Genomic DNA, 20,559 nt, shown 5'->3' on the forward strand with positions numbered 1-20,559 from the left:
GTCACGGGACGAGGCGCTGCTCCTTGGCCACCGACACCGCCGCCGCGCGGGTGTCGACGCCGAGCTTGTCGTAGATGCGGCGCAGGTGCGTCTTCACCGTGGCCTCGCTGATGAAGAGGGCGCGGGCGATCTCGCGGTTGGGCAGGCCCTGGGCGAGATGGGTGAGGATGTCGCGCTCGCGGGGCGTGAGGGTGGGGCGGGGGCTGCGCATCTGGGCCATGACCCGGCCGGCGACCGGCGCGGACAGCGCGGTGCGGCCCTCGGCGGCGGCGTGGATGGCGGCGAAGAGTTCCTCGGGGCGTTCGGCCTTGAGGAGATAGCCCGTCGCGCCCGCCTCGATGGCGCGGGTGATGTCGGCGTCGGTGTCGTAGGTGGTGAGGACCAGGACGTGCGGCTTGTCGCCGGTGCGCGAGGCGACGATCCGGCGGGTGGTCTCCACGCCGTCGATGCCCTCGCCGAGCTGGAGGTCCATCAGCACCACGTCCGGCTCCAGCTTGCGGGTCAGCGCGATCGCCTCCTCGCCGCTGCCCGCCTCGCCGATCACCTCGATGTCGGGGGCGCTGGCGAGGAGGGCGAGCAGGCCGGCGCGGACCACGACGTGGTCGTCGCAGACGAGGATGCGGGTCATCGGGGCTCCACTTTCGGCTCCAGCGGGATCGCGGCGGACAGGACGGTTCCTTCGCCCGGTGCGGACTCCACGGTGAGGGTGCCGCCGAGCTGGCGCAGCCGGGCCCGGATGGCGGGCAGGCCGTAGCCGCGGGCGGCGGACGCCTTCACGGACCGGGGGTCGAAGCCACGCCCGTCGTCCGCCACGTCCAGCACGATCTGGTCGTCCAGGCAGGTCAGGGTGAGCGTGGCGGCGCCGGCGTGGGCATGCTCACGCACGTTGGCCAAAGCGCCCTGGGCGATCCGCAGCAGCGCCGACTCCACCGGCATGGGCAGCTTCGGCACCGCGCCCTCGGTGTGGACGCGCACCGTCAGGTCCGCGCCGCTCTCCCGCTCGGCGACCGCGCGCAGCGCCTCCGGCAGGCCGCCCGCACCGGCCAGGTCGGCGGGGGTGAGGTCGTGCACGAAACGGCGGGCCTCGGCGAGGTGGGACTCGGCGATGGAGGCGGCCGTGCGGATGTGGGCGCGGGCGGTGTCCGGGGCCGTGTCCCAGACCCGGTCGGCGGCCTGGAGCAGCATGCGCTGGCTGGACAGGCCCTGGGCGAGGGTGTCGTGGATCTCGCGGGCGAGCCGCTCACGCTCGGCGAGGGTGCCCTCGCGGCGCTCGGTGGCGGCCAGTTCGCGGCGGGTGCGGATCAGGTCGTCGATGAGGGCGCGCTGCCGGGCGGCCTGCCGTTCCATGACGACGAAGACGGCGGTGGCCACGGCGGCGACGGCGGGCGGCGCGAGCAGGACGTTCGGGTCCGCCCAGCCGGCCAGCTTCAGCTGGGCCCCCACGGTCAGGGCGGTGAGCAGCGCGACCAGGGTCACCGCGGCCCGCGCCGGAAGGGTCCGCAGGCCGGTGTAGAACAGCGGCACCGCGCACCAGGCGAAGCTCGGCGCCATCACCACCAGCACCGCCCACGCACCCACGACCGCACCCAGCCACACCAGCCGGCGTGCGCTGAGCCGGGTACCGAGGGCCGGGCCCAGCACGTACAGCGCCGCCAGCAGCACCGACAGGGCGATCACCCAGGGCGTGCGTGGGTCACCGGCGTGCCGGGCGAGGTAGCGGGCCAGGGACGCGCCGAGCAGCACGAAGAAGGCGGTGTGCATGACGACCGCGAGGGTGCGGGTGTCGTCCCGTTCCTCTCTGGGAGTCATTCGCCTTGCCTTCCCTGGCCGCGCTGAACTGGGCAAACACCTTCATTGTTCCCCCGGTGCGGCCCTTCGGGGGTCATCCGTTCGGTTGACCCCTTCAGGGGCCTATGACGACGGGGGCCGTCTCGGTCACCTGGTCCAGCTCAGAGGTGCGGACGGTGAGCTTCATGGTCCAGGTGCCGGGGAGGGGGAGGGTGACGGCGTCGGTGCCCCAGTAGCCGCCGAGGTTCTTCAGGCGGGCGTCGAGGGGGCCGACGTCCTGGTCGGGCAGGGTGAAGGAGATCCGCAGCTCGGGGACGGTGGCGATGCCGCCGTCGGGGCCGAGGACGACGGCCTGGACGGCGTTCGCGCCGGCTCGCGCGGGGTCGAAGGAGACCTGCACCTTGCCGTGGCCGCCGGGGGTGCCGACGTCGAAGGGGACGGTCGCGGTGGAGGTGACGCGGTCCGCTGCCGCGAGGGTGCCGCCCCCAGCGGCTTCGGCGGCTTCCGCGGCTTCGGCGGACCGGCCGGGGAGCGTGGCCGTGAGCAGCGTGGTGAGCACCAGGACCAGGACACCGACGGCCGCCTCGGTGAGGACCGAGCGCCTGGGGGTGGCGAGCCGGTTCGTCCAGCGGCGCGAGAACGCCGCCGCCGCGAGCAGTACGGCCACTGCGGCGAGCTTGGCCGCCAGGATCCTGCCGTACGAGGTGCCGGTCAGGGCGTCCAGGGAGCCGAGGCCCCGCCAGGACTGGTAGACGCCGGTGAGCACCAGGACGGCCACGCAGGTGAGGGCCAGTCGGGAGAAGCGGGCCGTCGCCTCGGTGGAGGGGGTGCTGCGCAGGAGGGCCGCGAGGCCGCCCAGCCACACCGACATGGCCAGCAGATGCAGCGCGGTGGAGACGATCGCCGCGGGCACCTGGATGCCGGCCGAGGCGTGTTCGGCGGTGGCCCAGGTGAGGGCGAGTCCGACGGCGAGGGCCGCGCCGGTGCGGGGGCCGCGGGCGGGGCGTCGTAGATACAGGGCCGTCGCCGCGAGCAGGGCCAGCCGGGCGAGGAGGGTGAGGCCCGGGCGGCCGCCGAGGGTGCGGGTGAGCGCGGCGGGGTCGAGGGCCGTCGCGAGGCCGGTGCCCGCCTCGTACGGGGCGCGGAGCAGCAGCAGGGCGAGCGTGGCCGCGAGGAGGGTCCACCAGCCGGTGCGCAGCAGCGGGCGCAGCCGGCCCGGGTCCGGGGGGCGGCACACCTCCACGAACGCGGCGGTGCCGAGGAGCAGGGCGGCCGCGAGGTGGGCGAGGTAGCGGGCGGTGTTGTGGAGGGTGGTGGTGGCCGGGTCCTCGGAGGGGGCGGTGGCCGCCACGGTGGGGGTGGGTTCACCCACCGAGAAGGTGAACGCCCCTGAGACCGGGTGGCTGTCCGCGGAGACGACCCGCCAGGCGACGGTGAACGTGCCTCGCCCCAGGTCCGGCGGCAGGCTCACCTGGATCGTGTCGCCGCCGCCCGCCGCGTGGAGTGGCTCTCCCGTGCGCACGCGGTGGCTTCCGGGGTCGAGCACCCGGATCGAGCCGTCCAGCAGGGCCACGGACTCGGTGAAGGTGAGGGTGAGGTCGCGGGGGGCCGACCGCAGAACCGTGCCGTCGCCGGGGGTGGTGCCGCGCAGGGCGGCGTGGGCGGAGGCGGGAGTGGCCGGGGCGAGCAGGGTGAGCAGGAGGATGCCGAGCAGGAGGGCAGGCCGGATGCGTCGCACGTCGTACGGGTACGGATCTCCGGGCCGTTCTGCTCACCTCGGCGTCGGGGGCGGGGTCACCACCCCGGCCGCGCCGACACCCCGCCGTCCACGGCCAGGTCCTGGCCGGTGATCCAGGACGCCAGCGGGGAGGCGAGGAAGACGCAGGCGTCGGCGATGTCCTGCGGGCGGCCCAGGCGGCGCAGGGGGGCGGACTCGTGCCAGCGGTTCACGCCCTCCGGCCAGGTCTCGGTCAGGCCGGGGCGGTCGATGAGGCCGGGGGAGACGGTGTTGACGCGGACGTCCCAGGCGCCGTACTCCAGTGCGGCCGCGCGGGCGTGCATGACGACGGCGGCCTTGGAGGCGCTGTAGTGGGCGTGGCCGGGGGCGGGGCGGTGGGCCTCGACGGAGGCGATGTGGGTGACCGAGCCGCCGTCGGCGTCGCGCATCACCTCGGCCGCCGCCTGGGTGCAGGCGAACACCGGTGTCAGGTTGGTGTCGACGACCTCGCGCCACTCGTCCGCCGTCATGCCGGGCAGGTCGCGCACGGGCTGGACGGCCGCGTTGTTGACGAGGGCGTCCAGCCGTCCGCCGCCCCACCGCGCGGCCTCGCGCACCAGCGCCCGGCATGCGGAGGGGTCCGTCAGCTCGGCCGTGAGAACGGTCGCCCGGCCGCCGGAGTCCGCGATGCGCGCGGCCGTCTCGTGGGCCGCCGTCACGGCCGTACGGCAGTGCAGGGCGACCGCCGCGCCCTCCTCGGCGAACCGCAGGGCGATGCCGCGGCCGATGCCGCCGCCCGCGCCGGTGACCAGGGCGACCCGGCCGTTCAGGAGTCCGTACCGCCGCTCGCTCATGGCCGGCACAGTGTCATGATCCGGTCGGCCTCGGCGGGGTAGCGCGCCGTGAGGCGGCCGGCGTCGCCGTGCTCGTAGTCCTCGTAGGTGAAGCCGGGGGTGGTGGTGCAGCCGAAGAACGTCCAGGCGCCCGGCGGGACGACCCGGCCGCCCATCCAGGTGCCGGCGGGCACGGTCAGCTGCGGCTGCTGGCCGCGGCGGACGTCCGGGCCCAGGACGGTCGTACGGGAGGTGCCGTCCGGGGCCAGGAGCAGCAGCTCCAGCGGGTCGCCGAGGTAGAAGTGCCAGGTCTCGTCCGACGTCAGGCGGTGCAGGGCCGAGTAGTCGTCCGCGTGGAGCAGGGCGACGATCGCGGTGCCCTCCGGGCGGCCGTCGGGCCGGTCTGGCCCGGTCCAGGTGCGGCGGAACAGGCCGCCCTCGCGCGGTATCGGCTGAAGGCCGTAGTGGTCGACGAGCTCCTCCGGCATCATGCCGGGAAGGCTACCTCCCGCGTGATGAAGGCGAGTTGGGCGTTCTTCTCCGGCAGGTACACGTCCGGCAGGTCGATCTCGGGCAGCACGACCGCCGGTCCCGCCTCGAAGCCCAGCTTGTGGAAGAGGGCGACGGCCTTGTCGTTGCGTACGTCGGGGTCGACGACGATCCGCCGCCGGTCCAGGGTGAGCAGGGCGTACGAGAAGATCGCGCGGGCCAGCGCGCCGGTCCAGCCGGGCCGGGCGCCGCCGGGGCCCGCGGGGGCGAGCAGCAGGTGGATGCCGATGTCGCCGGGGCGGACGTCGTAGCACTCGCCGACGCGGTCGGCGTCGGGCTCGTAGGTCTGCAGGAGGGCGACCGGTTCGCCGTCGCGTTCGAGGAGGAACGCGTGGTGGGTGTCGAGGGTGTCCATGTGGGCGTAGATCTCGGCCACCTGAGTCTCGGTCAGGTCGGTCATGCCCCAGAACGCGGCGCGTTCCTCGCTGACCCAGCGGTGCAGGAGCGGGGCGTCGGCGGCCGGGTCGAGGGGCAGCACGCGGACGGTGCCGAAGCCGTCGACCTCCTGCTCGTGGACGGCCTCGCGGGAGGCGTACGGGGTGGTGGCGGCCAGGTCAGACATCGGTCTCCTTCTCCAGGCGGTCCCAGTCGGTGACGACCGGGGCGAGGTCTCCCACGAGCCACAACGGCAGCTGGTCGCGGTGGTGGGGCGAGCCGGGGACGCCGGACGCGCCGTACGGCACGATCCAGCGGCTGTTCTCGCGCCGGGCGAGGTCCCACACGAAGCGGGCCGCGGAGGCGCGGGCGGCGAGGTCGGTGACACCGGGGACGGCCGAGGTGCACAGCACGCAGTCGCTGTCGCCGGACAGCCCCGGTTCGTCGTACGACGTGTTCGGCAGGGCCCGCCAGGGGGCGAGGCGGTGGGTGTCGCCCCAGGTCGCCTCGGGCAGCGCGGCCGTCTCCTCCAGGGCCCGGCGGACGAGGGCCGGGCGGTCGATGCCGTACAGGTCGTCCGCCCGCAGCAGGTTCTCCAGCGCGAAGCCGACACGCGGCACGAGGGCGAGCCAAGGCAGCAGGATCTCCGAGTGCGCGGGCGGCTCGGCGAGCGCGGCGAACACGGGCTGCGCGGCCAGGGCCCGGACGACCCGGGTGCGCAGGGCGGCGTAGGCGCCGGCGTCCCGGCTGCCGGCGTCCATACGGCGGTCCCAGCGCAGGAGCCGGTCGCGCAGGGCCGCGGCGCGTGGGCTGAGGGGCTCCTCCAGGGCGTCCAGTCGCTCCAGGAGGGCCGCGGCGGAGGCGAGGTGGGTGTCCATGTGGAGGGCGGGCATGTCCTGCGGCGCCCACCGCTCCTTCTCGGAGAGCAGCGCGGTGATGCGCTCGGCGCGGTGGCGGGGGGCGAACTCGACGCCGAGCGGGCCGGCCAGGCCGCGGGCGTTGGCCATGACGGCGACGCCGTCGGTGAGGCCGGCGCGGGGCATGGCGTGCCAGCCCTGCCAGTCGTGGCCGGGCTCCCAGGCATCCACGATCCCGGCCCGGTTGGCCTCGGCGCGCACCGGCACCCGGCCGGCGACCCGGTGCAGGGTGCCGCCCTCGGTGTCGGCGGCCTGGAGGACGTTGACCGGCTCGGCCCACAGGTCGGCGGCCCGGTCCACGTCGGCGACCGTGCGGGAGCGCAGCAGCGGCAGCAGGGCGCCGAAGCCGAGGTCGCCGGTGACGCGGGCGGCGTAGCGCAGGCTGAGGGCGAGCGGGGTGCCGTCGTCGAGGCCCTCGGGTCCCCCGGCGACGACCGGGCCGCGCTCGGTCTCGACGACCTCGATCCGCACGGCCTGCTCTCCCGCGACCTCGATGGTCTCGGTGTGCGTGGCGGCGCGGTGCCACTGCCCGTCGGGGCCCAGGGCCTCCACCCCGGCACCGGTACGGCGCAGCCGCTCCCGGTACAGGTCCTGGCAGTCGGCCATCGCGTGGGTGATGGCCCAGGCGACGGTGCCGGTGTGCCCGAAGTGGGCGATGCCGGGGACACCGGGGACGGCGAGGCCGACGACGTCGAACTCGTCGCAGGCGAGGCGGATCTGCTGGTAGACGCCCGGGTCCTCGATGTAGCGGTGCGGGTCGCCGGCCAGCAGCGGCTGCCCGCTGACGGTGCGTTCGCCGCCGATCAGCCAGCCGTTGCTGCCGAGGGTGCCGGGGCCGTCGGTGGCGAAGAGCGGGATCGCGCCGGGGCCGAGGTGACGCCGCAGCAGGTCCCGCCAGATCTTGGCGGGGAACCCGGCGAACGGCACGTGCGCGGTGAGCCACACCGCCAGCGGCGTCCAGGGCTCCCAACGCCCGGGGGCGAGCCCGACCCGCGCGAACTCGGGCGCGAGGGCCTCCGCGAGTCCCTCGCTCACTCCTTCGGCATACGCGCACACCCACTCGGCGCTCTCGGGGGCGGTGCGCTCCAGACGGTCGTAGCACCGGCGTGCGGTGTCGGCGAGCCGGAGCCTGCGGGCGAACACGTCCCAGGCGACGGCGTCGGCGCCGAGGAAGGCGGCCGTCGTGCCCTGGGCCCGGTGCCGCTCGACCTCCACCTGCCAGGCCCGGTCACGCGCGGTGACCCGGCCCTGGGCCCGGGCGAGCGCGAGGGCACTGTCGGCACGCAGGTGCGGGATGCCCCACGTGTCCCGGTAGATCTCGGCGGTCACCGTCGACCCCTTTTCGCTTTAGGTAAGCCTTGCCTAAGTCTGTGCTGCGAAATGCTACGCGACCCAGGCGGAGGGATGATCGGGGGATGGACGTCACGCTGCACCTCGCCCAGGACCCCGCGGCCGACGAACTGCTCGGCCGCTCACCCCTCGCCGCGCTGGTCGGGATGCTGCTGGACCAGCAGGTTCCGATGGAGTGGGCGTTCAAGGGACCGCGGACCATCGCCGACCGGCTCGGCGCGCGGGACCTGGACGCCCACGACATCGCCGCCCAGGACCCGGAGGACTTCGCCGCGCTGCTGTCGGAGAAACCGGCCGTGCACCGCTACCCCGGCTCCATGGCGCAGCGCATCCAGCAGCTGTGCCACTACCTCGTCGAGCACTACGACGGCAACGCCGAGCTCGTCTGGAAGGGCGTCCCCGACGGCCGCGAGCTGCTCCGCCGTCTGGAGGACCTCCCCGGCTTCGGCAAACAGAAGGCCCAGATCTTCCTCGCCCTCCTCGGCAAACAACTCGGCGTCCGCCCGAAGGGCTGGCGCGAGGCGGCGGGCTCCTACGGCGAACCGGACGCCTTCCGCTCGGTCGCCGACATCACGGGCCCGGAGTCCCTGTCCAAGGTGCGCGCACACAAGCAGGAGCTGAAGGCAGCCGCAAAAAGAGCCAAGGCAGGAGAAAAGGCCTGAGGGCGGTTCCCTCGGGGGCGGGCGGACGTCACCAGGACGGACTCCGCCAGGTAGCGGACCGCCGCCGCCCGGTCGCAGCATTGATCATGACCGAGTACGACGACCGCCGCGTCCATGGCGGCGCACCCCCGCGCCCCACCCCCCGTGAGCCGGAACCCCCCTTCGAGGGCCCCCTTCACGCCCTCTCCCGCGCCGCCTGGCAGGTCGTCCTGCTGACCGGCGTCGCCTCGCTGATCCTCGGCGTCCTCGTCCTGGTCTGGCCCGGGGCCAGCCTGTTCGCGGCCGGCATCCTCTTCGGGCTCTACCTCGTGATCAGCGGGGTCTTCCAGCTCGTCGCCGCGTTCGGCACCCACCGCACCACCGCCCTGCGCGTCCTCGCCTTCATCAGCGGCGCCCTGTCGATCCTGCTGGGTCTCTTCTGCTTCCGCGGCCCGATGCAGTCGATCCTGCTGCTCGCCCTGTGGATCGGCATCGGCTGGCTCATCCGCGGCATCACCCAGACCCTGGCCGCCGCCTCCGACGGCTCGATGCCGGCCCGCGGCTGGCAGATCCTCCTCGGCGTGCTCACGTTCCTCGGCGGCATCGTGCTGATCGACTCACCCTTCGAGTCGGTCGCGGTCCTCACCCTCGTCGGCGGCATCTGGCTCGTGGCCGTCGGCGTCGTGGAGATCGTCACGGCCGTCGTCATGCGCGGCCGCGTCCGACAGGTGCCGCGCACTCTGTGAGCGGCGGGTGCGATCCGACGGCCCCGGGGGACCGTCACCGCCGCCGACATGCCCGGCCCCGCACGACAGGTACCGCACAACCCTCGAGCAACGCGTGTGACCCGACGCCCTCGCAGAGATCGTCACCGCCCCGTCATGCCCGGCCGCACCTCACGGTGCCACGCTCTCTGTGAGGGACGCGTGGGGTCCGTCGGCGTCCTGGAGATCGTCACCGTCTTCGTCACGCTCGGCCCCGCCGGCAGGCACCGCGCACCCTGCGAGCGGCGCATGTGGTCCGAGCGGGCGGTTCTCGGCCTCGGCGTGCTGACGCCGGGGCCGTGCCGGGCACAGCACCGGGCATGAGCACCGCACCGCGCTTCGCTCGCAGCCGCCGCCGGCTGCGGGCGCTCGCGCTGGCGCTCGTCCTGCTGCTGCCGGGCGCACCCTCGGCGGCGGCGGGCCTCACGGCACCGGCCGCCCTGGCCGTCCCCGGCGAGATCGTCGAGTACGACGTCCTGGACACGGCCCTGCGCCCGCCGCACCGCGTTCTGCCCAGGCCTGTCGCGCCCCCGCGCCCGGACCCGGTCCGGGCCCCACGGCGGCCACCCGTCCCCGCCGTCCCGGCCGCACCCCTCCCGTCGTACGGCCCGGACGTGCTGCGCACCGTGGTCCTGCGCTGCTGACAGAGCCGCTCCCCCAGGCCCTGTCCGTCACGACGCAAGGAGCACCGAGATGCCCTCGGACCCCTACGCGGTCCTGCGCGCCCTGCTGCGCGCCGAGGCCGCGCGCGGCACACCCAAACCGGAGCGGAAGCGGCCGGAGCCGCGCCCGCCGGCTCAGGAGCGCGAAACCCGCCCCTGAGCATCCGAGCCGGGCGCCCTCACCGGGCGCCCGGCCCTCACCGCCGCCGGCGGGCCGTGCCGAAGAGTGAGCGGGTGATCTCGCGGCCGACCTGTGTGCCGATGGAGCGGGCCAGGGACTTGAACATGCCGCTGCCGACGACCTGCTCCACCATGGACGGCTCCTCCTTCGGGGCCTTGGCGCGTGGCTTGTCCGCCTCAGGCGCGGGCGCCAGCTTCTCGTAGGCCGACTCTCGGTCCACAGCCTGTGCATAACGTTCGTACAGCGGCGAGGACGTCACCGCGCGGTCCAGTTCGGCGGGCTCGACCGGGCCCATCAGGGACTGCGGCGCGCGCAGTCGGGTAGCGGCGACCGGCGTAGGGGCGCCCTTCTCGCCGAGGACGGTCACGACGGCCTCGCCGGTGCCGAGGCCGGTGAGGAGTTCCTCCAGGTCGTAGGCGGAGTTCGGGAACGTCTTCACCGTGGCCTTCAGGGCCTTCTGGTCGTCCGGTGTGAAGGCGCGCAGGGCGTGCTGGATCCGGTTGCCGAGCTGGGCGAGGACGTCGGCGGGGACGTCCTTCGGGGTCTGCGTCACGAAGAACACGCCGACCCCTTTCGAGCGAATCAGCCGCACGGTCTGCGTGATGGCGTCCAGGAACGCCTTCGAGGCCCCGTCGAACAGCAGATGAGCCTCGTCGAAGAAGAACACCAGCTTCGGCCGGTCGACGTCGCCCACCTCGGGCAGGTCGTGGAAGAGGTCGGCCAGCAGCCACATCAGGAACGTGGAGAACAGCTGTGGTCTGTCCTGTACGGCGGGCAGCTCCAGGACCGAGACGATGCCGCGCCCGTCCCCGGCCGTCCGCAGGAACTCGGCCGTGTCGAACTCCGGCTCCCCGAAGAACGCGCCCGTCCCCTGCGCTTCGAAGGCGGTCAGCGAGCGCAGGATCACCCCGGCCGTGGCGGTGGACAGGCCCCCGAGGTTCCTCAGCTCCGCCTTGCCCTCGTCGGAGGTCAGAAAGGCGACGACCGCCCGCAGGTCCTTGAGGTCGACCAGCTCCAGGCCCTTGGTGTCGGCGTAGTGGAAGATCAGGCCGAGGGACTGCTCCTGCGTCTGGTTGAGCTGCAGCACCTTCGACAGCAGCACCGGCCCGAAGCCGGTGACGGTGGCGCGGACCGGGATGCCGTGGCCGAGCCCGCCGAGGGCGTAGAACTCGGCCGGGAAGCCGGTCGCCGACCACTGCTGATGCACCTCGGCGGCCCGCGAGCGCACCTTGTCGTTCTCCGTCCCGGGCGCGGAGATCCCCGACACGTCCCCCTTGATGTCGGCGAGGAACACCGGCACGCCCTGCGCCGAGAGCTGCTCGGCGATCAGCTGGAGCGTCTTGGTCTTGCCGGTGCCGGTCGCCCCCGCGACCAGGCCGTGCCGGTTGAGGACGGGCAACGGGATGCGCACCTGCGCGTCCGGCAGACAGACCCCGTCCCACAGCAGGGCGCCGAGGTCCAGGGCGGGGCCGGTGAAGGCGTACCCGGCGGCGATCCGAAGGGCCTGTGCAGGGAGGGCCGGGGCACTGCCCGGGGTCTCACGGCCGGTGGTCCCGGGCATGGTCTCGCGGTCGCTCATCTCGGACCCCTGTTCCGTTTCACCCCGATTCGCGGCATCTTTTCCAGAGTCGCACTGCGTCTCCATGGCTGCGCCCGGAACGTCTTGACCGGTAGGCTTTCCGTGTGATCTTCAAGCGCATCGGAAACGGCCGGCCGTACCCCGACCACGGCCGGGAAAGCACCCGGCAGTGGGCGGACGTCGCGCCGCGCCCGGTCCGCCTCGATCAGCTCGTGACGACCAAGCAGCAGCTCGACCTGGAGACCCTCCTCGCCGAGGACTCCACCTTCTACGGCGATCTGTTCGCACACGTCGTCAAGTGGCAGGGCGACCTCTACCTGGAGGACGGCCTGCACCGCGCCGTCCGCGCCGCGCTCCAGCAGCGCCAGGTGCTGCACGCGCGCGTCCTCGAGCTGGACTGACGCGAGCCGCCGCTCCTCCGTCGACCCTTCGGGCGACGGCCCTTTCGACGTTGACCCGTTCGGCGTCGACCGTCCGGCGTTGGCCCTTTCGGGTTGGTCCGTGCGGCGTCGAATGATCATCTAGTAGGCATCGCCGCTCGGTCGCACTACGCTGCGCCCATGAGCATGCTGACTCCCCCTGGCATGGGCGGCCAGTACCGGATCACGGGGGACAAATACCCACGAATGCGTCGCCCTCGGCGGCGTGGCAGGGTCGTCCTCGCGGTCGTCGCCTCCCTCGCCGTCCTCGGCACGGCCGGCTGGGGCACGTTGCAGCTCATCGACGTCTTCTCCGGCGGCGACGGGGACAGCACCACCGCGGCCGGCTCCACGGCCGACTGCACCCGGAAGGCGAGCCCGTCGCCCAGCGCGGCCGCGGCCCTGCCAGAACCGCGCCGGATCACCGTCAACGTCTTCAACGCCACGACCCGGCAGGGCCTGGCCAAGCAGACCGCGGACGAGCTCAAGAGGCGCGGCTTCCGCATCGGCGACGTCGGCAACGCCGGCGCCCAGTACGACAAGAAGATCAAGGGCACCGGCCTGCTCCTCGGCCCGGCCGGCGCCCAGGACACCTCGCTGCCCGTCCTCGCCACCCAGCTCACCGGCGCGGAGCGCCGCACCGAGCCCGGCCGCAAGGGCACGGCCCTCGACCTGATCATCGGCAACAGGTTCCGCGCGCTGACGCCCAAGGCGGACGCGGCCCAGGCCGTGACGAAGCTGACGGCACCGGCGCCGGCCCCGAGCACGTCGAAGAAGACCTGCTGAGCGGTTTTTCGGGGGCGCGGGGAACTGCGCGATCAGCCACAACGGGCGGAAAGCCGCGAACGCACCGTGGGCCGACGGCACTCGGGCGTCTACGCGTTCGTCGTGGTTGTTCGCGCAGTTCCCCGCGCCCCTTAAGAGGGCGTTCTACTCGGCTGCGCCGTACATGCGGTCTCCCGCATCACCCAGGCCCGGCACGATGTAGCCGTGCTCGTTGAGCCGCTCGTCCACGGAGGCCGTCACCACGGTCACCGGCGCGCCCGCCAGATCCCGCTCCATGACCTCGACGCCCTCGGGCGCCGCGAGCAGCACGACGGCCGTCACGTCGTCGGCGCCCCGCTTGATCAGCTCCTGGATCGCCGCGACGAGCGTGCCGCCGGTCGCCAGCATCGGGTCCAGGACGTACACCTGCCGCCCGGACAGGTCCTCCGGCATGCGCGTGGCGTACGTCGAGGCCTGGAGCGTCTCCTCGTTGCGGATCATGCCCATGAAGCCGACCTCGGCGGTCGGCAGCAGCCGCACCATGCCCTCCAGCATGCCGAGGCCCGCGCGCAGGATCGGCACGACGAGGGGGCGCGGGTGGGAGAGCTTGACGCCCGTGGTCCGGGACACCGGGGTGTCGATGTCGACCTGCTCGGTGCGCACGTCCCGCGTGGCCTCGTAGGCGAGCAGGGTGACCAGTTCGTCGGCGAGACGCCGGAAGGTCGCGGAGTCGGTGCGCTGGTCGCGCAGCGTGGTGAGCTTGTGGGCGACCAGGGGGTGGTCGACGACGTGGAGACGCATGTCCATAACAGTAACCGCGCTCCCTGTCGCCGCGCGCTGGCATGGAACCACCCGGCCGGGGGACAGTGGGAGGGACGGACCGGGGTGGTGAGCCGATGCCAGACCTGCCTGACCGCGAGGGCACCGAACGCGGAAGCCGCAAGGGCCGTGACGACACCGGCGACATGGCCGGGGCCGCCACGCCGGGTTCCCGTACGACCGGGAACAGGACACCGGGCAGGAAACCGGACGCCGATGCCCCGACCGTGCGCGGCAGGGGCAGGGCCGCCACCGGGACGCGCACAGGCGGGGCCGGGACGGACGACCGCGGCTCGGCGTCGCGCGGCGGCACCCGCAGTGCGGCCCGCAGTGGCAGCGGCAGCACCTCAAGTGCCGGCTCGGGTGCCGGCGCGGGCGGCGCCTCCCGCGGTGCCTCCGACGCCGGAACCGGCGACCGACCCACCGGCGGTGCCGACGGCGTCGACGGCGTCGACGGCGCCGACGAGCAGGTGACGGAGTCGGACGGCGAACGGCGTCGGCGGCGCGCCCGGTTTCTTCGGGAACTCGCCGAGGCGAGGGAACTGCGTGACCGGGTTCAGCCGCGGCGGGCCAAGGCCGCGCGGCTGCGGCACGCGATGCGCATGCGGACGTTCCGCTGGTAGAGAACCGCCGCTCGGAAAGATCGCGGCGGAACGGGAAGATCCGCTCCTGTCACGGGCGTTGACCTTGCCGGGCATGCGTGGGCCGCGGCAAAACCCGCGTACGATCCGCTGGTGGTGGCGACGAGCACGCCGGTGAGCCGATCGCAGGTCCGCGATCGAAACTGCCGGACACAGGGAGCCGAAGACGTCCCCTGGGCGCCTTGTTTCTGCCACGATTCCGAGTGGGTGGGGCTCGGAGCCTGAGCTCTCTCCGCCCGTAACCTCCGCCGGGGGGACCCCCAACCGGCACGCCTCTGACCAGTGGGAGAGTCACGGTGTACTTCGCCGCACTGCTCGCGCGCACCGAAGACGGGTGGGAAGCGAGCGACACAGAGCTCGACGATGTGGAGACCCTGTCGGATCTGGCCGACCTGGCCCGGGAAGCCTCTCCCGACGAGGACACCGTTCTCGTCCTGATCGAGCAGGAGGACGCCTGGTTCGGCGTCGTCCGCATCGACGGCGAGGACGACCCGCGGATCTATGTCTCGGACGCCGCCGCGGCCGCCCGCAGCAGCTACGGGGAGATCCTGCTCACCGACGAACTGCTCGGCCGGGAACCCGGCGACGAGGACGACCTGGACGCCCTCGACCTCGACGGCACCGAGGACGGCGAGGACGGTGACGACGACTCCGACGAAGCCGGACCGGCCGCCACCGCCGACGCCGTACCGCACGGGCCGGTCGGCGATCCCGGTGTCCTCGACGACCTCGGCGTCAGCGAGAAGGAGCTGAAGGCACTGTCGGAGGACGCGCTCACCGAGATCGCCGAGGCCCTCGGAGCCTCGGAGGTCCTGGAGACCGTCCGCTGACCGCTCAGGACATGACCACGTACGACCCGACCGGCGGGGACACGGGCGACCGTGTCCCCGACCCGGTGCGCGACCCCTGGCGGGCCCCGATGCGCCTCGCCCTGAGGGAGGCCGAACTGGCCGTCCGGGGCGGCGACGTGCCCGTCGGCGCCGTCGTGCTGGCCGCGGACGGTACGACGGTCCTGGCCACCGGGCACAACGAGCGCGAGGCCGGCGGCGACCCCACGGCCCACGCCGAGGTGCTCGCCATCCGGCGCGCGGCCGAGCGGCTCGGCGAGTGGCGGCTGACCGGCTGCACCCTCGTGGTGACGCTGGAGCCGTGCACGATGTGCGCGGGCGCGATCGTCCTCTCCCGCGTCGACCGTGTCGTCTACGGCGCCCGCGACGACAAGGCGGGCGCCACCGGCTCGCTCTGGGACGTCGTACGCGACCGGCGGCTCAACCACCGGCCCGAGGTCGTCGAGGGCGTCCTCGCGGACGAGTGCGCGCGGCAGCTCACGGACTTCTTCCGGACCCGCTGAGGACCGGCCCGAATACCGATTTCTGACCTGGGCCCGGCGTGCTGTAAGGTCTCCCTCGGTAGCGTGTCCGAGCGGCCGAAGGAGCTCGCCTCGAAAGCGAGTGTGGCGCAAGTCACCGAGGGTTCAAATCCCTCCGCTACCGCTCGAAGAAAGGGCCCCGTCGCAAGACGGGGCCCTTCGTGCGTTCCCCGGTCGGTGTGCCGACCGGTAGGGCGTTGGTCGTTGAATACGGCCTCTAGTTACACTCGCCGCCGGTGCACGGGCGTCCGTGACCATGACAGGTGACATCGGCAGGCGACGACAGGGGAGGCCGCGGTGGCGGTGAACGCGAAGAAGATCGCCGTCTATGTGCTCGTGGTCTTCATCCTGTACCTGATCATCACGGACCCGGCCAAGGCGGCCGACTACGTGCAGATAGGGTTCGAGGGCATATCGGACGCCGCGAAGGCCATCGGCGACTTCATGACCTGGGTCGCCCACGGAGGTAAGTCATGATCCGCCATCTGGTCCTCTTCAAGCTCAACGAGGGTGTCGACCGCGACGACCCGCGCGTCATCGAGGGCGAGAAGGCCTTCCGCGCCCTCGACGGCGAGATCGCCGAGCTCCGCCACTGGGAGCTGGGCTGGAACCTCAGCGACCGCCCCATCGCCTACGACTTCGCGATCAACTCCGCGTTCGAGGACGCCGAGGCGCTGCGCCGCTACGTCGAGCACCCCGCGCACCAGGCGGGCGTGGCGCTGTGGCGCGAGTTCGCCACGTGGGTGATCGCCGACTACGAGTTCTGAGCCGCTTCCCGACGGCCCCGCACCTGAACGGTGCGGGGCCGTTGTGCGTCTTACGCCCCGATCCATCCCAACTCGTACCTCAACACGGCGTTATGCGGTGCTTGCACACAGTGGGCATGTCTTGTGATGCTATGACCGCTTTTGACGGATGAGTTGACCGATGAAGAGGTGGCGTTGACCGTGTCGGCCAGTACTGCGCCGCCCCAGGAAGAGGCTCCCGCTCCGGCCGCTCCGCAACGCAGCCGAGGGGCGGACACCAGGGCGCTGACCCAGGTGCTCTTCGCCCAGCTCAAGGACCTCCAGCCGGGCACACCGGAGCACGACCGGGTGCGCGGGGCGCTCATCGAGGCCAACCTCCCGCTCGTGCGCTACGCGGCCGCCCGCTTCCGCTCCCGCAACGAGCCGATGGAGGACGTCGTCCAGGTCGGCACCATCGGGCTCATCAACGCCATCGACCGCTTCGACCCCGAGCGGGGCGTGCAGTTCCCGACCTTCGCGATGCCGACCGTCGTCGGCGAGATCAAGCGCTACTTCCGCGACAACGTCCGTACGGTCCACGTACCGCGCCGGCTGCACGAGCTGTGGGTGCAGGTCACCAGCGCCACCGAGGACCTGACCACCGCCTTCGGGCGCACCCCGACGACCGCCGAGATCGCCGAGCGGCTGCGCATCACCGAGGAGGAGGTGCTGTCGTGCATCGAGGCGGGGCGCTCGTACCATGCGACCTCACTGGAGGCCGCGCAGGAGGGCGACGGGCTGCCGGGCCTCCTCGACCGCCTCGGCTACGAGGACCCGGCCCTGGACGGCGTGGAACACCGGGACATGGTCCGCCACCTCCTGGTCCAGCTCCCCGAACGCGAACAGCGCATTCTGCTGCTGCGCTACTACAGCAATCTCACCCAGTCGCAGATCAGTGCCGAACTCGGCGTCTCCCAGATGCATGTCTCGCGGCTGCTCGCGCGAAGCTTCCAGCGGCTGCGCATGGCGAACCGCATCGAGGCCTGACCGGACCGGCGTCTTGGGCGTCTTGAGTGCCTTGGGCGCCTCGGGCGCCTCGGGCGCTCGGGTGCCTTGAGGGGCGCTGGAGAGCAGGTAGAACGCGTGCGCGAGGCATAACCTGCGAGAGCGAATCGTCCACCTGCGGCGTTGCTGTCGAAAAAGCCCTGAAAAACCGTCACACCCCCTGTTTCCAGGGCCGATTCGCATCTCGCATGTCGACATGTCACTACAGCGTGTTGCCGACATGTGACATTCTGCGGGAAGCGCGTTTGCCGTGGCTCCGGCTCCGGTATTCAGGTGAGGGCTGTGCTCCTCGGCATGAGGGCCGGCCGCGACCGTCCGCGACCCAAAGGGGGTGGCATGTCCGCAGACAAGGGCAGCTCGAAGGTGCTCACGCTCACGAAGAGCGAGTCCGCGCCCGACGCCGCGTTCGACGACGCCGCGGTCCTCGAGGCCGCGCCGGCCCAGGGCCTCCCGGCCGCACCTGTCCCTGCCCCGCCGGCCTCGGGGGACATCGACACCCGCACCCTCTCCCGCTCCCTGTTCCTGCGGCTCGCCGCCCTCGACGAGGACAGCCCCGAACGCGCGTACGTCCGGGACACCCTGATCGAGCTCAACCTCCCCCTCGTCCGCTACGCGGCCGCGCGCTTCCGTTCGCGCAACGAGCCGATGGAGGACATCGTCCAGGTCGGCACGATCGGGCTGATCAAGGCGATCGACCGGTTCGACTGCGAACGCGGCGTGGAGTTCCCGACGTTCGCGATGCCGACCGTCGTGGGCGAGATCAAGCGCTTCTTCCGCGACACGTCGTGGTCGGTGCGGGTGCCGCGCCGGCTTCAGGAGCTGCGGCTGGCTCTGACGAAGGCCAGCGACGAGCTGTCCCAGAAGCTGGACCGCTCGCCCACGGTCGCCGAACTCGCCACCGTGCTGGGCGTGTCCGAGGAGGACGTCGTCGACGGCCTCGCGGTCGGCAACGCCTACACCGCGTCCTCGCTGGACTCGCCCGCCCCCGAGGACGACGGCGGAGAGGGCTCCCTGGCCGACCGCCTCGGCTACGAGGACACGGCCCTGGAGGGCGTCGAGTACCGCGAGTCCCTCAAGCCCCTCCTGGCCAAACTCCCGCCCCGCGAGCGGCGGATCATCATGCTGCGCTTCTTCGCCAACATGACCCAGTCGCAGATCGGCGAGGAGGTCGGCATCTCCCAGATGCACGTCTCCCGGCTGCTGACCCGCACCCTGGCCCAGCTGCGGGACGGCCTGATCTCGGACTGACGCGAAGGGGCTGTGCGCGGGGCTTCTCATTTGACGCTCCGTCAGCCACCATGTCGCGATGCCTCGAGCGACGACCGCCTCCACATCTACGACACACGGCCGCCGACGCGCCCTGCTGGGTGCTTCGGCGGCCGTCGTCTGCCTGGGCTCGGTGGCGTTGAGCGGCTGCGGGGGTGGTGGGGCGGGGGAGGGTGGCTATACGGCGGTGGGGGCTCCGGGGTCTTCGGGGACGGGTGGCTCGGTTGTCGCGCCGACGGGTGGGGTGACGCTGGTGCCGCTGGTTCCGCCGGAGCCGCCGGGTGGACAGAGGCGGGTGCCCGTCGAGGGGCGGGGTTCGGTGGAGGCAGGCCCACGTCCGCCGGGGCCGACGCGGCGGGAGGGGGTCACTCCTGCGCCCACCGCGGCGGAGTCCCGGACGCCCTCCGGGGCCGGCTCCACGTCGCCCTCCGGGGCCGGCTCCACATCGCCCTCCGGGGCCGGCTCCACATCGCCCTCCGGTGGGGGCCGTACGCCGTCTCGACCGCCGTCGGCACCGCCGCCTGCGTCGTCGCCGGGGCCGTCGCCCTCGCCGTCGCCGTCGCCGTCGCCGGCCGAGCTGAGGGTGGGCGAACCGGTGCGGGAGACTGTGGCGGAGCGCTGGTGCGAGGACGTGACGCTGGAGATGCACAACGCCGGTGGTACGGCGGTGCGTTCGGGGACGGTCACCTTCGGTACGCACATCATCGGGGCGCTGGGCATCGACTGGGGCACGGTGAGGTCGACGGAGGACCTGCCGGTGCCGATCGCGGCCGGGGCCCGCGCGGAACGCACCTGGAAGGTGTGCGTGGAGGCGTGGCGGGTACCGCTCGGAATGCACGTCGAGACGCGGGACGTCTCGGTGGACTGGGCCTGACGGGCGGCCTGGGTCGGCCGCCCGCCCGCCTTACTTCAGCGCGAGCCAGGCGACAGCCGCGACGACCGCGACCGCCACGACGACGCCGAGGATCAGACCGACCCGCGGGCCGGAAGAGGCCTGCGGGCTGCTGCCGGCCTGCGGCGCCTCGTCGACGAACGCGCGGAACATCTGGGTGCTGCCTGCGGGGTCGTAGTTGCCCTGCGGGTCCTGGGTGTTGGCCATGGGCCGCGAGCCTAGCGAATCCGACTGCGCGGCCCAAGCGGCGGGTACACCTGGGGCCGACCGACCTTGCGAAAGCCGTCCACCCGCGGGACGGGGCGTCACCTCTGCAGGGCCCCTCCTGCGTTTCGCTTCTGCCGGTGGGCGATCTCGTCGCCGGAGGGGTGCGGCCGGTGGGGCGCTGCCTTTGCCGGTGGGTGGTTCGGGGGCGTGGGGGCGCGGCGAGCCCGGCGCGGGTCTGGCCCCTAGGACCGCCTACACGTGGAACGTGGGTGGTAACCAGCTAAGCGCCGGGCTGCGCCGCACCCCCACGCCCCACTCCCGCCGGTGGGCGCCCGCACCGACGCCGTGGTTCCGGCTGCGGGGTCGTATGCGACAACCAGCGATGACCACCACGGCGGGGTGGCCGAGCCTCTTGGCCGGTTTACGTTCGCGATGCTTGGCTTTGCCAACTTTTTATGGCCGATGCAGCCGATTTCGTTTGCCTGCGGCAACCATCTACTTCTATGGTTGCCCTAAGCAACAAATCAGGAGGTGCCCATGGCCGAGCAGGCGTTGTACGAGGAACTCGCCCGCCAGCTCAGCGCCGTAGGCGCCGTGAAGCGCGGGATGGCGAGGATTCTGCCGCCCGACTGCCCGGCGGGCTCGGCGGCGGTGCTGACGCTGCTGGACAGGAACGGCGAGATACGCATGAGCCGGCTCGCGGAGCTGCTCTCGGTGGACATGTCCGTCACCAGCAGGCACGTCGCCCACGTGGCAGCCCGCGGCTGGATCGAGCGCTCCCCCGACCCGGCGGACAAACGCTCCAGGATCCTGCGCCTGACCCCCACGGGCCGCGCCCAGCTCGACGAGCTGTCCCGGCGGACGACCCACCTGCTGGCCACCCGCCTCGGCGACTGGACCGACGACGAGGTGGGCCAGCTCATCCGGCTGATGACCCGCCTGCGCGACAGCTTCGGCGACTGCCGGGCCACGTACGCCGAAGAACCACAGCAGACCACCCGTACACCCGCGGAATCGAAGTAAGAGAAGGAAGCC

The 20,559-nt window shown here is 72.8% G+C and carries 26 protein-coding genes and 1 tRNA gene; 17 read left to right on the plus strand and 10 right to left on the minus strand.

Annotated features, from left to right (window positions below; all coding sequences use genetic code 11):
* Position 1: 1 nt before the first annotated feature.
* The 7 genes from ACIQ6Y_RS12760 to ACIQ6Y_RS12790 form a co-directional block, all read right to left on the minus strand.
* Entirely contained in the window at positions 2–628 is a 627-nt protein-coding gene (locus tag ACIQ6Y_RS12760; protein WP_404036589.1) for a response regulator, read from the minus strand.
* Positions 625–1,809, minus strand: a complete 1,185-nt coding sequence (locus ACIQ6Y_RS12765) for a sensor histidine kinase (protein ID WP_404036592.1) — start codon at positions 1,807–1,809, stop codon at positions 625–627. Before ACIQ6Y_RS12765 ends, ACIQ6Y_RS12760 begins: the two co-directional genes overlap by 4 nt.
* A gap of 94 nt (positions 1,810–1,903) precedes the next feature.
* Complete coding sequence (locus ACIQ6Y_RS12770) at positions 1,904–3,526, minus strand: copper resistance CopC/CopD family protein (protein WP_404036595.1); 1,623 nt, start codon at positions 3,524–3,526, stop codon at positions 1,904–1,906.
* A gap of 56 nt (positions 3,527–3,582) precedes the next feature.
* The gene (locus ACIQ6Y_RS12775) at positions 3,583–4,359 is read right to left on the minus strand and encodes an SDR family NAD(P)-dependent oxidoreductase (protein ID WP_404036597.1); all 777 of its coding nucleotides are present in this window, start codon (positions 4,357–4,359) and stop codon (positions 3,583–3,585) included.
* A complete protein-coding gene (locus ACIQ6Y_RS12780; RefSeq protein WP_404036600.1) occupies positions 4,356–4,829 on the minus strand; it encodes a cupin domain-containing protein in 474 nt (157 codons plus the stop codon). The genes ACIQ6Y_RS12775 and ACIQ6Y_RS12780 overlap by 4 nt, the downstream gene beginning before the upstream one ends.
* Positions 4,826–5,449: a GNAT family N-acetyltransferase gene (locus tag ACIQ6Y_RS12785; protein WP_404036603.1), complete on the minus strand. Its 624-nt coding sequence runs from the start codon at positions 5,447–5,449 to the stop codon at positions 4,826–4,828. Before ACIQ6Y_RS12785 ends, ACIQ6Y_RS12780 begins: the two co-directional genes overlap by 4 nt.
* Positions 5,442–7,508 carry a penicillin acylase family protein gene (locus tag ACIQ6Y_RS12790; RefSeq protein ID WP_404036606.1) on the minus strand — a complete coding sequence of 689 codons (2,067 nt, stop codon included), beginning with the start codon at positions 7,506–7,508 and terminating at the stop codon, positions 5,442–5,444. The genes ACIQ6Y_RS12785 and ACIQ6Y_RS12790 overlap by 8 nt, the downstream gene beginning before the upstream one ends.
* 86 nt (positions 7,509–7,594) lie before the next feature.
* On the opposite strand from ACIQ6Y_RS12790, the gene ACIQ6Y_RS12795 reads away from it, so the two are divergent.
* The 5 genes from ACIQ6Y_RS12795 to ACIQ6Y_RS12815 all read left to right on the plus strand — a co-directional run bounded on the left by ACIQ6Y_RS12795 (position 7,595) and on the right by ACIQ6Y_RS12815 (position 9,756).
* The gene (locus ACIQ6Y_RS12795; protein ID WP_404036609.1) at positions 7,595–8,191 is read left to right on the plus strand and encodes an HhH-GPD-type base excision DNA repair protein; all 597 of its coding nucleotides are present in this window, start codon (positions 7,595–7,597) and stop codon (positions 8,189–8,191) included.
* Between the two features lie 86 nt (positions 8,192–8,277).
* Positions 8,278–8,916 carry an HdeD family acid-resistance protein gene (locus ACIQ6Y_RS12800; RefSeq protein ID WP_404036612.1) on the plus strand — a complete coding sequence of 213 codons (639 nt, stop codon included), beginning with the start codon at positions 8,278–8,280 and terminating at the stop codon, positions 8,914–8,916.
* A gap of 180 nt (positions 8,917–9,096) precedes the next feature.
* The gene (locus ACIQ6Y_RS12805) at positions 9,097–9,258 is read left to right on the plus strand and encodes a hypothetical protein (RefSeq protein WP_404036615.1); all 162 of its coding nucleotides are present in this window, start codon (positions 9,097–9,099) and stop codon (positions 9,256–9,258) included.
* On the plus strand, positions 9,255–9,578 hold the full coding sequence (locus tag ACIQ6Y_RS12810; RefSeq protein WP_404036617.1) for a hypothetical protein: 324 nt from the start codon (positions 9,255–9,257) through the stop codon (positions 9,576–9,578). The genes ACIQ6Y_RS12805 and ACIQ6Y_RS12810 overlap by 4 nt, the downstream gene beginning before the upstream one ends.
* 49 nt (positions 9,579–9,627) lie before the next feature.
* Positions 9,628–9,756: a hypothetical protein gene (locus ACIQ6Y_RS12815; protein WP_404036620.1), complete on the plus strand. Its 129-nt coding sequence runs from the start codon at positions 9,628–9,630 to the stop codon at positions 9,754–9,756.
* A gap of 37 nt (positions 9,757–9,793) precedes the next feature.
* On the opposite strand, the gene ACIQ6Y_RS12820 is transcribed toward ACIQ6Y_RS12815, so the two are convergent.
* Positions 9,794–11,356: a helicase HerA-like domain-containing protein gene (locus tag ACIQ6Y_RS12820; RefSeq protein WP_404036623.1), complete on the minus strand. Its 1,563-nt coding sequence runs from the start codon at positions 11,354–11,356 to the stop codon at positions 9,794–9,796.
* 104 nt (positions 11,357–11,460) lie between these two features.
* Here ACIQ6Y_RS12820 and ACIQ6Y_RS12825 point away from each other — a divergent pair, with 104 nt between their 5' ends.
* Together ACIQ6Y_RS12825 and ACIQ6Y_RS12830 are read left to right on the plus strand one after the other, a co-directional pair.
* A complete protein-coding gene (locus ACIQ6Y_RS12825; protein WP_004943146.1) occupies positions 11,461–11,757 on the plus strand; it encodes a type II toxin-antitoxin system VapB family antitoxin in 297 nt (98 codons plus the stop codon).
* Positions 11,758–11,916: 159 nt separating this feature from the next.
* A complete protein-coding gene (locus ACIQ6Y_RS12830) occupies positions 11,917–12,561 on the plus strand; it encodes a LytR C-terminal domain-containing protein (RefSeq protein ID WP_404036626.1) in 645 nt (214 codons plus the stop codon).
* Positions 12,562–12,705: 144 nt separating this feature from the next.
* Here the strand turns inward: ACIQ6Y_RS12830 and upp are convergent, their stop codons facing one another.
* A complete protein-coding gene (gene upp, locus ACIQ6Y_RS12835; protein WP_404036629.1) occupies positions 12,706–13,341 on the minus strand; it encodes a uracil phosphoribosyltransferase in 636 nt (211 codons plus the stop codon).
* A gap of 95 nt (positions 13,342–13,436) precedes the next feature.
* Here upp and ACIQ6Y_RS12840 point away from each other — a divergent pair, with 95 nt between their 5' ends.
* From ACIQ6Y_RS12840 to ACIQ6Y_RS12880, 9 genes are all read left to right on the plus strand, one after another.
* On the plus strand, positions 13,437–13,982 hold the full coding sequence (locus tag ACIQ6Y_RS12840) for a response regulator (RefSeq protein ID WP_404038410.1): 546 nt from the start codon (positions 13,437–13,439) through the stop codon (positions 13,980–13,982).
* Positions 13,983–14,296: 314 nt separating this feature from the next.
* On the plus strand, positions 14,297–14,830 hold the full coding sequence (locus ACIQ6Y_RS12845) for a hypothetical protein (RefSeq protein ID WP_404036632.1): 534 nt from the start codon (positions 14,297–14,299) through the stop codon (positions 14,828–14,830).
* Between the two features lie 11 nt (positions 14,831–14,841).
* On the plus strand, positions 14,842–15,351 hold the full coding sequence (gene tadA, locus ACIQ6Y_RS12850) for a tRNA adenosine(34) deaminase TadA (protein WP_404036635.1): 510 nt from the start codon (positions 14,842–14,844) through the stop codon (positions 15,349–15,351).
* Between the two features lie 57 nt (positions 15,352–15,408).
* Positions 15,409–15,493: transfer RNA gene (locus ACIQ6Y_RS12855), tRNA-Ser, on the plus strand.
* A 173-nt stretch (positions 15,494–15,666) separates the two neighbouring features.
* Positions 15,667–15,846, plus strand: coding sequence for a hypothetical protein (locus ACIQ6Y_RS12860; protein WP_404036638.1), 180 nt, complete (start codon positions 15,667–15,669; stop codon positions 15,844–15,846).
* Positions 15,843–16,136, plus strand: coding sequence for a Dabb family protein (locus ACIQ6Y_RS12865; RefSeq protein ID WP_404036641.1), 294 nt, complete (start codon positions 15,843–15,845; stop codon positions 16,134–16,136). Before ACIQ6Y_RS12860 ends, ACIQ6Y_RS12865 begins: the two co-directional genes overlap by 4 nt.
* A gap of 141 nt (positions 16,137–16,277) precedes the next feature.
* Positions 16,278–17,141 carry an RNA polymerase sigma factor SigF gene (locus ACIQ6Y_RS12870; protein WP_404036644.1) on the plus strand — a complete coding sequence of 288 codons (864 nt, stop codon included), beginning with the start codon at positions 16,278–16,280 and terminating at the stop codon, positions 17,139–17,141.
* Between the two features lie 354 nt (positions 17,142–17,495).
* A complete protein-coding gene (locus tag ACIQ6Y_RS12875; RefSeq protein WP_404036647.1) occupies positions 17,496–18,407 on the plus strand; it encodes an RNA polymerase sigma factor SigF in 912 nt (303 codons plus the stop codon).
* Between the two features lie 613 nt (positions 18,408–19,020).
* A complete protein-coding gene (locus tag ACIQ6Y_RS12880) occupies positions 19,021–19,299 on the plus strand; it encodes a hypothetical protein (RefSeq protein ID WP_404036650.1) in 279 nt (92 codons plus the stop codon).
* A 30-nt stretch (positions 19,300–19,329) separates the two neighbouring features.
* Here ACIQ6Y_RS12880 and ACIQ6Y_RS12885 read toward each other — a convergent pair whose 3' ends face one another.
* Positions 19,330–19,524 (minus strand): hypothetical protein, encoded by a 195-nt coding sequence (locus tag ACIQ6Y_RS12885; RefSeq protein WP_404036652.1) that lies wholly within the window; start codon positions 19,522–19,524, stop codon positions 19,330–19,332.
* 537 nt (positions 19,525–20,061) lie between these two features.
* On the opposite strand from ACIQ6Y_RS12885, the gene ACIQ6Y_RS12890 reads away from it, so the two are divergent.
* Positions 20,062–20,547 carry a MarR family winged helix-turn-helix transcriptional regulator gene (locus ACIQ6Y_RS12890; protein WP_404036655.1) on the plus strand — a complete coding sequence of 162 codons (486 nt, stop codon included), beginning with the start codon at positions 20,062–20,064 and terminating at the stop codon, positions 20,545–20,547.
* Positions 20,548–20,559: the final 12 nt, after the last annotated feature.

Origin of the sequence: Streptomyces sp. NPDC096205 (assembly GCF_044763135.1) — a bacterium.
Classification (GTDB): domain Bacteria; phylum Actinomycetota; class Actinomycetes; order Streptomycetales; family Streptomycetaceae; genus Streptomyces.

What these genes read in the sequence shown, in the direction of transcription:
- ACIQ6Y_RS12760 (WP_404036589.1), bottom strand. Translation starts at nt 628, where the DNA reads ATGACCCGCATCCTCGTCTGCGACGACCACGTCGTGGTCCGCGCCGGC.
- ACIQ6Y_RS12765 (WP_404036592.1), bottom strand. Translation starts at nt 1,809, where the DNA reads ATGACTCCCAGAGAGGAACGGGACGACACCCGCACCCTCGCGGTCGTC.
- ACIQ6Y_RS12775 (WP_404036597.1), bottom strand. Translation starts at nt 4,359, where the DNA reads ATGAGCGAGCGGCGGTACGGACTCCTGAACGGCCGGGTCGCCCTGGTC.
- ACIQ6Y_RS12780 (WP_404036600.1), bottom strand. Translation starts at nt 4,829, where the DNA reads ATGATGCCGGAGGAGCTCGTCGACCACTACGGCCTTCAGCCGATACCG.
- ACIQ6Y_RS12785 (WP_404036603.1), bottom strand. Translation starts at nt 5,449, where the DNA reads ATGTCTGACCTGGCCGCCACCACCCCGTACGCCTCCCGCGAGGCCGTC.
- ACIQ6Y_RS12795 (WP_404036609.1), top strand. Translation starts at nt 7,595, where the DNA reads ATGGACGTCACGCTGCACCTCGCCCAGGACCCCGCGGCCGACGAACTG.
- ACIQ6Y_RS12800 (WP_404036612.1), top strand. Translation starts at nt 8,278, where the DNA reads ATGACCGAGTACGACGACCGCCGCGTCCATGGCGGCGCACCCCCGCGC.
- ACIQ6Y_RS12810 (WP_404036617.1), top strand. Translation starts at nt 9,255, where the DNA reads ATGAGCACCGCACCGCGCTTCGCTCGCAGCCGCCGCCGGCTGCGGGCG.
- ACIQ6Y_RS12815 (WP_404036620.1), top strand. Translation starts at nt 9,628, where the DNA reads ATGCCCTCGGACCCCTACGCGGTCCTGCGCGCCCTGCTGCGCGCCGAG.
- ACIQ6Y_RS12820 (WP_404036623.1), bottom strand. Translation starts at nt 11,356, where the DNA reads ATGAGCGACCGCGAGACCATGCCCGGGACCACCGGCCGTGAGACCCCG.
- ACIQ6Y_RS12830 (WP_404036626.1), top strand. Translation starts at nt 11,917, where the DNA reads ATGAGCATGCTGACTCCCCCTGGCATGGGCGGCCAGTACCGGATCACG.
- upp (WP_404036629.1), bottom strand. Translation starts at nt 13,341, where the DNA reads ATGCGTCTCCACGTCGTCGACCACCCCCTGGTCGCCCACAAGCTCACC.
- ACIQ6Y_RS12840 (WP_404038410.1), top strand. Translation starts at nt 13,437, where the DNA reads ATGCCAGACCTGCCTGACCGCGAGGGCACCGAACGCGGAAGCCGCAAG.
- tadA (WP_404036635.1), top strand. Translation starts at nt 14,842, where the DNA reads ATGACCACGTACGACCCGACCGGCGGGGACACGGGCGACCGTGTCCCC.
- ACIQ6Y_RS12865 (WP_404036641.1), top strand. Translation starts at nt 15,843, where the DNA reads ATGATCCGCCATCTGGTCCTCTTCAAGCTCAACGAGGGTGTCGACCGC.
- ACIQ6Y_RS12875 (WP_404036647.1), top strand. Translation starts at nt 17,496, where the DNA reads ATGTCCGCAGACAAGGGCAGCTCGAAGGTGCTCACGCTCACGAAGAGC.
- ACIQ6Y_RS12885 (WP_404036652.1), bottom strand. Translation starts at nt 19,524, where the DNA reads ATGGCCAACACCCAGGACCCGCAGGGCAACTACGACCCCGCAGGCAGC.
- ACIQ6Y_RS12890 (WP_404036655.1), top strand. Translation starts at nt 20,062, where the DNA reads ATGGCCGAGCAGGCGTTGTACGAGGAACTCGCCCGCCAGCTCAGCGCC.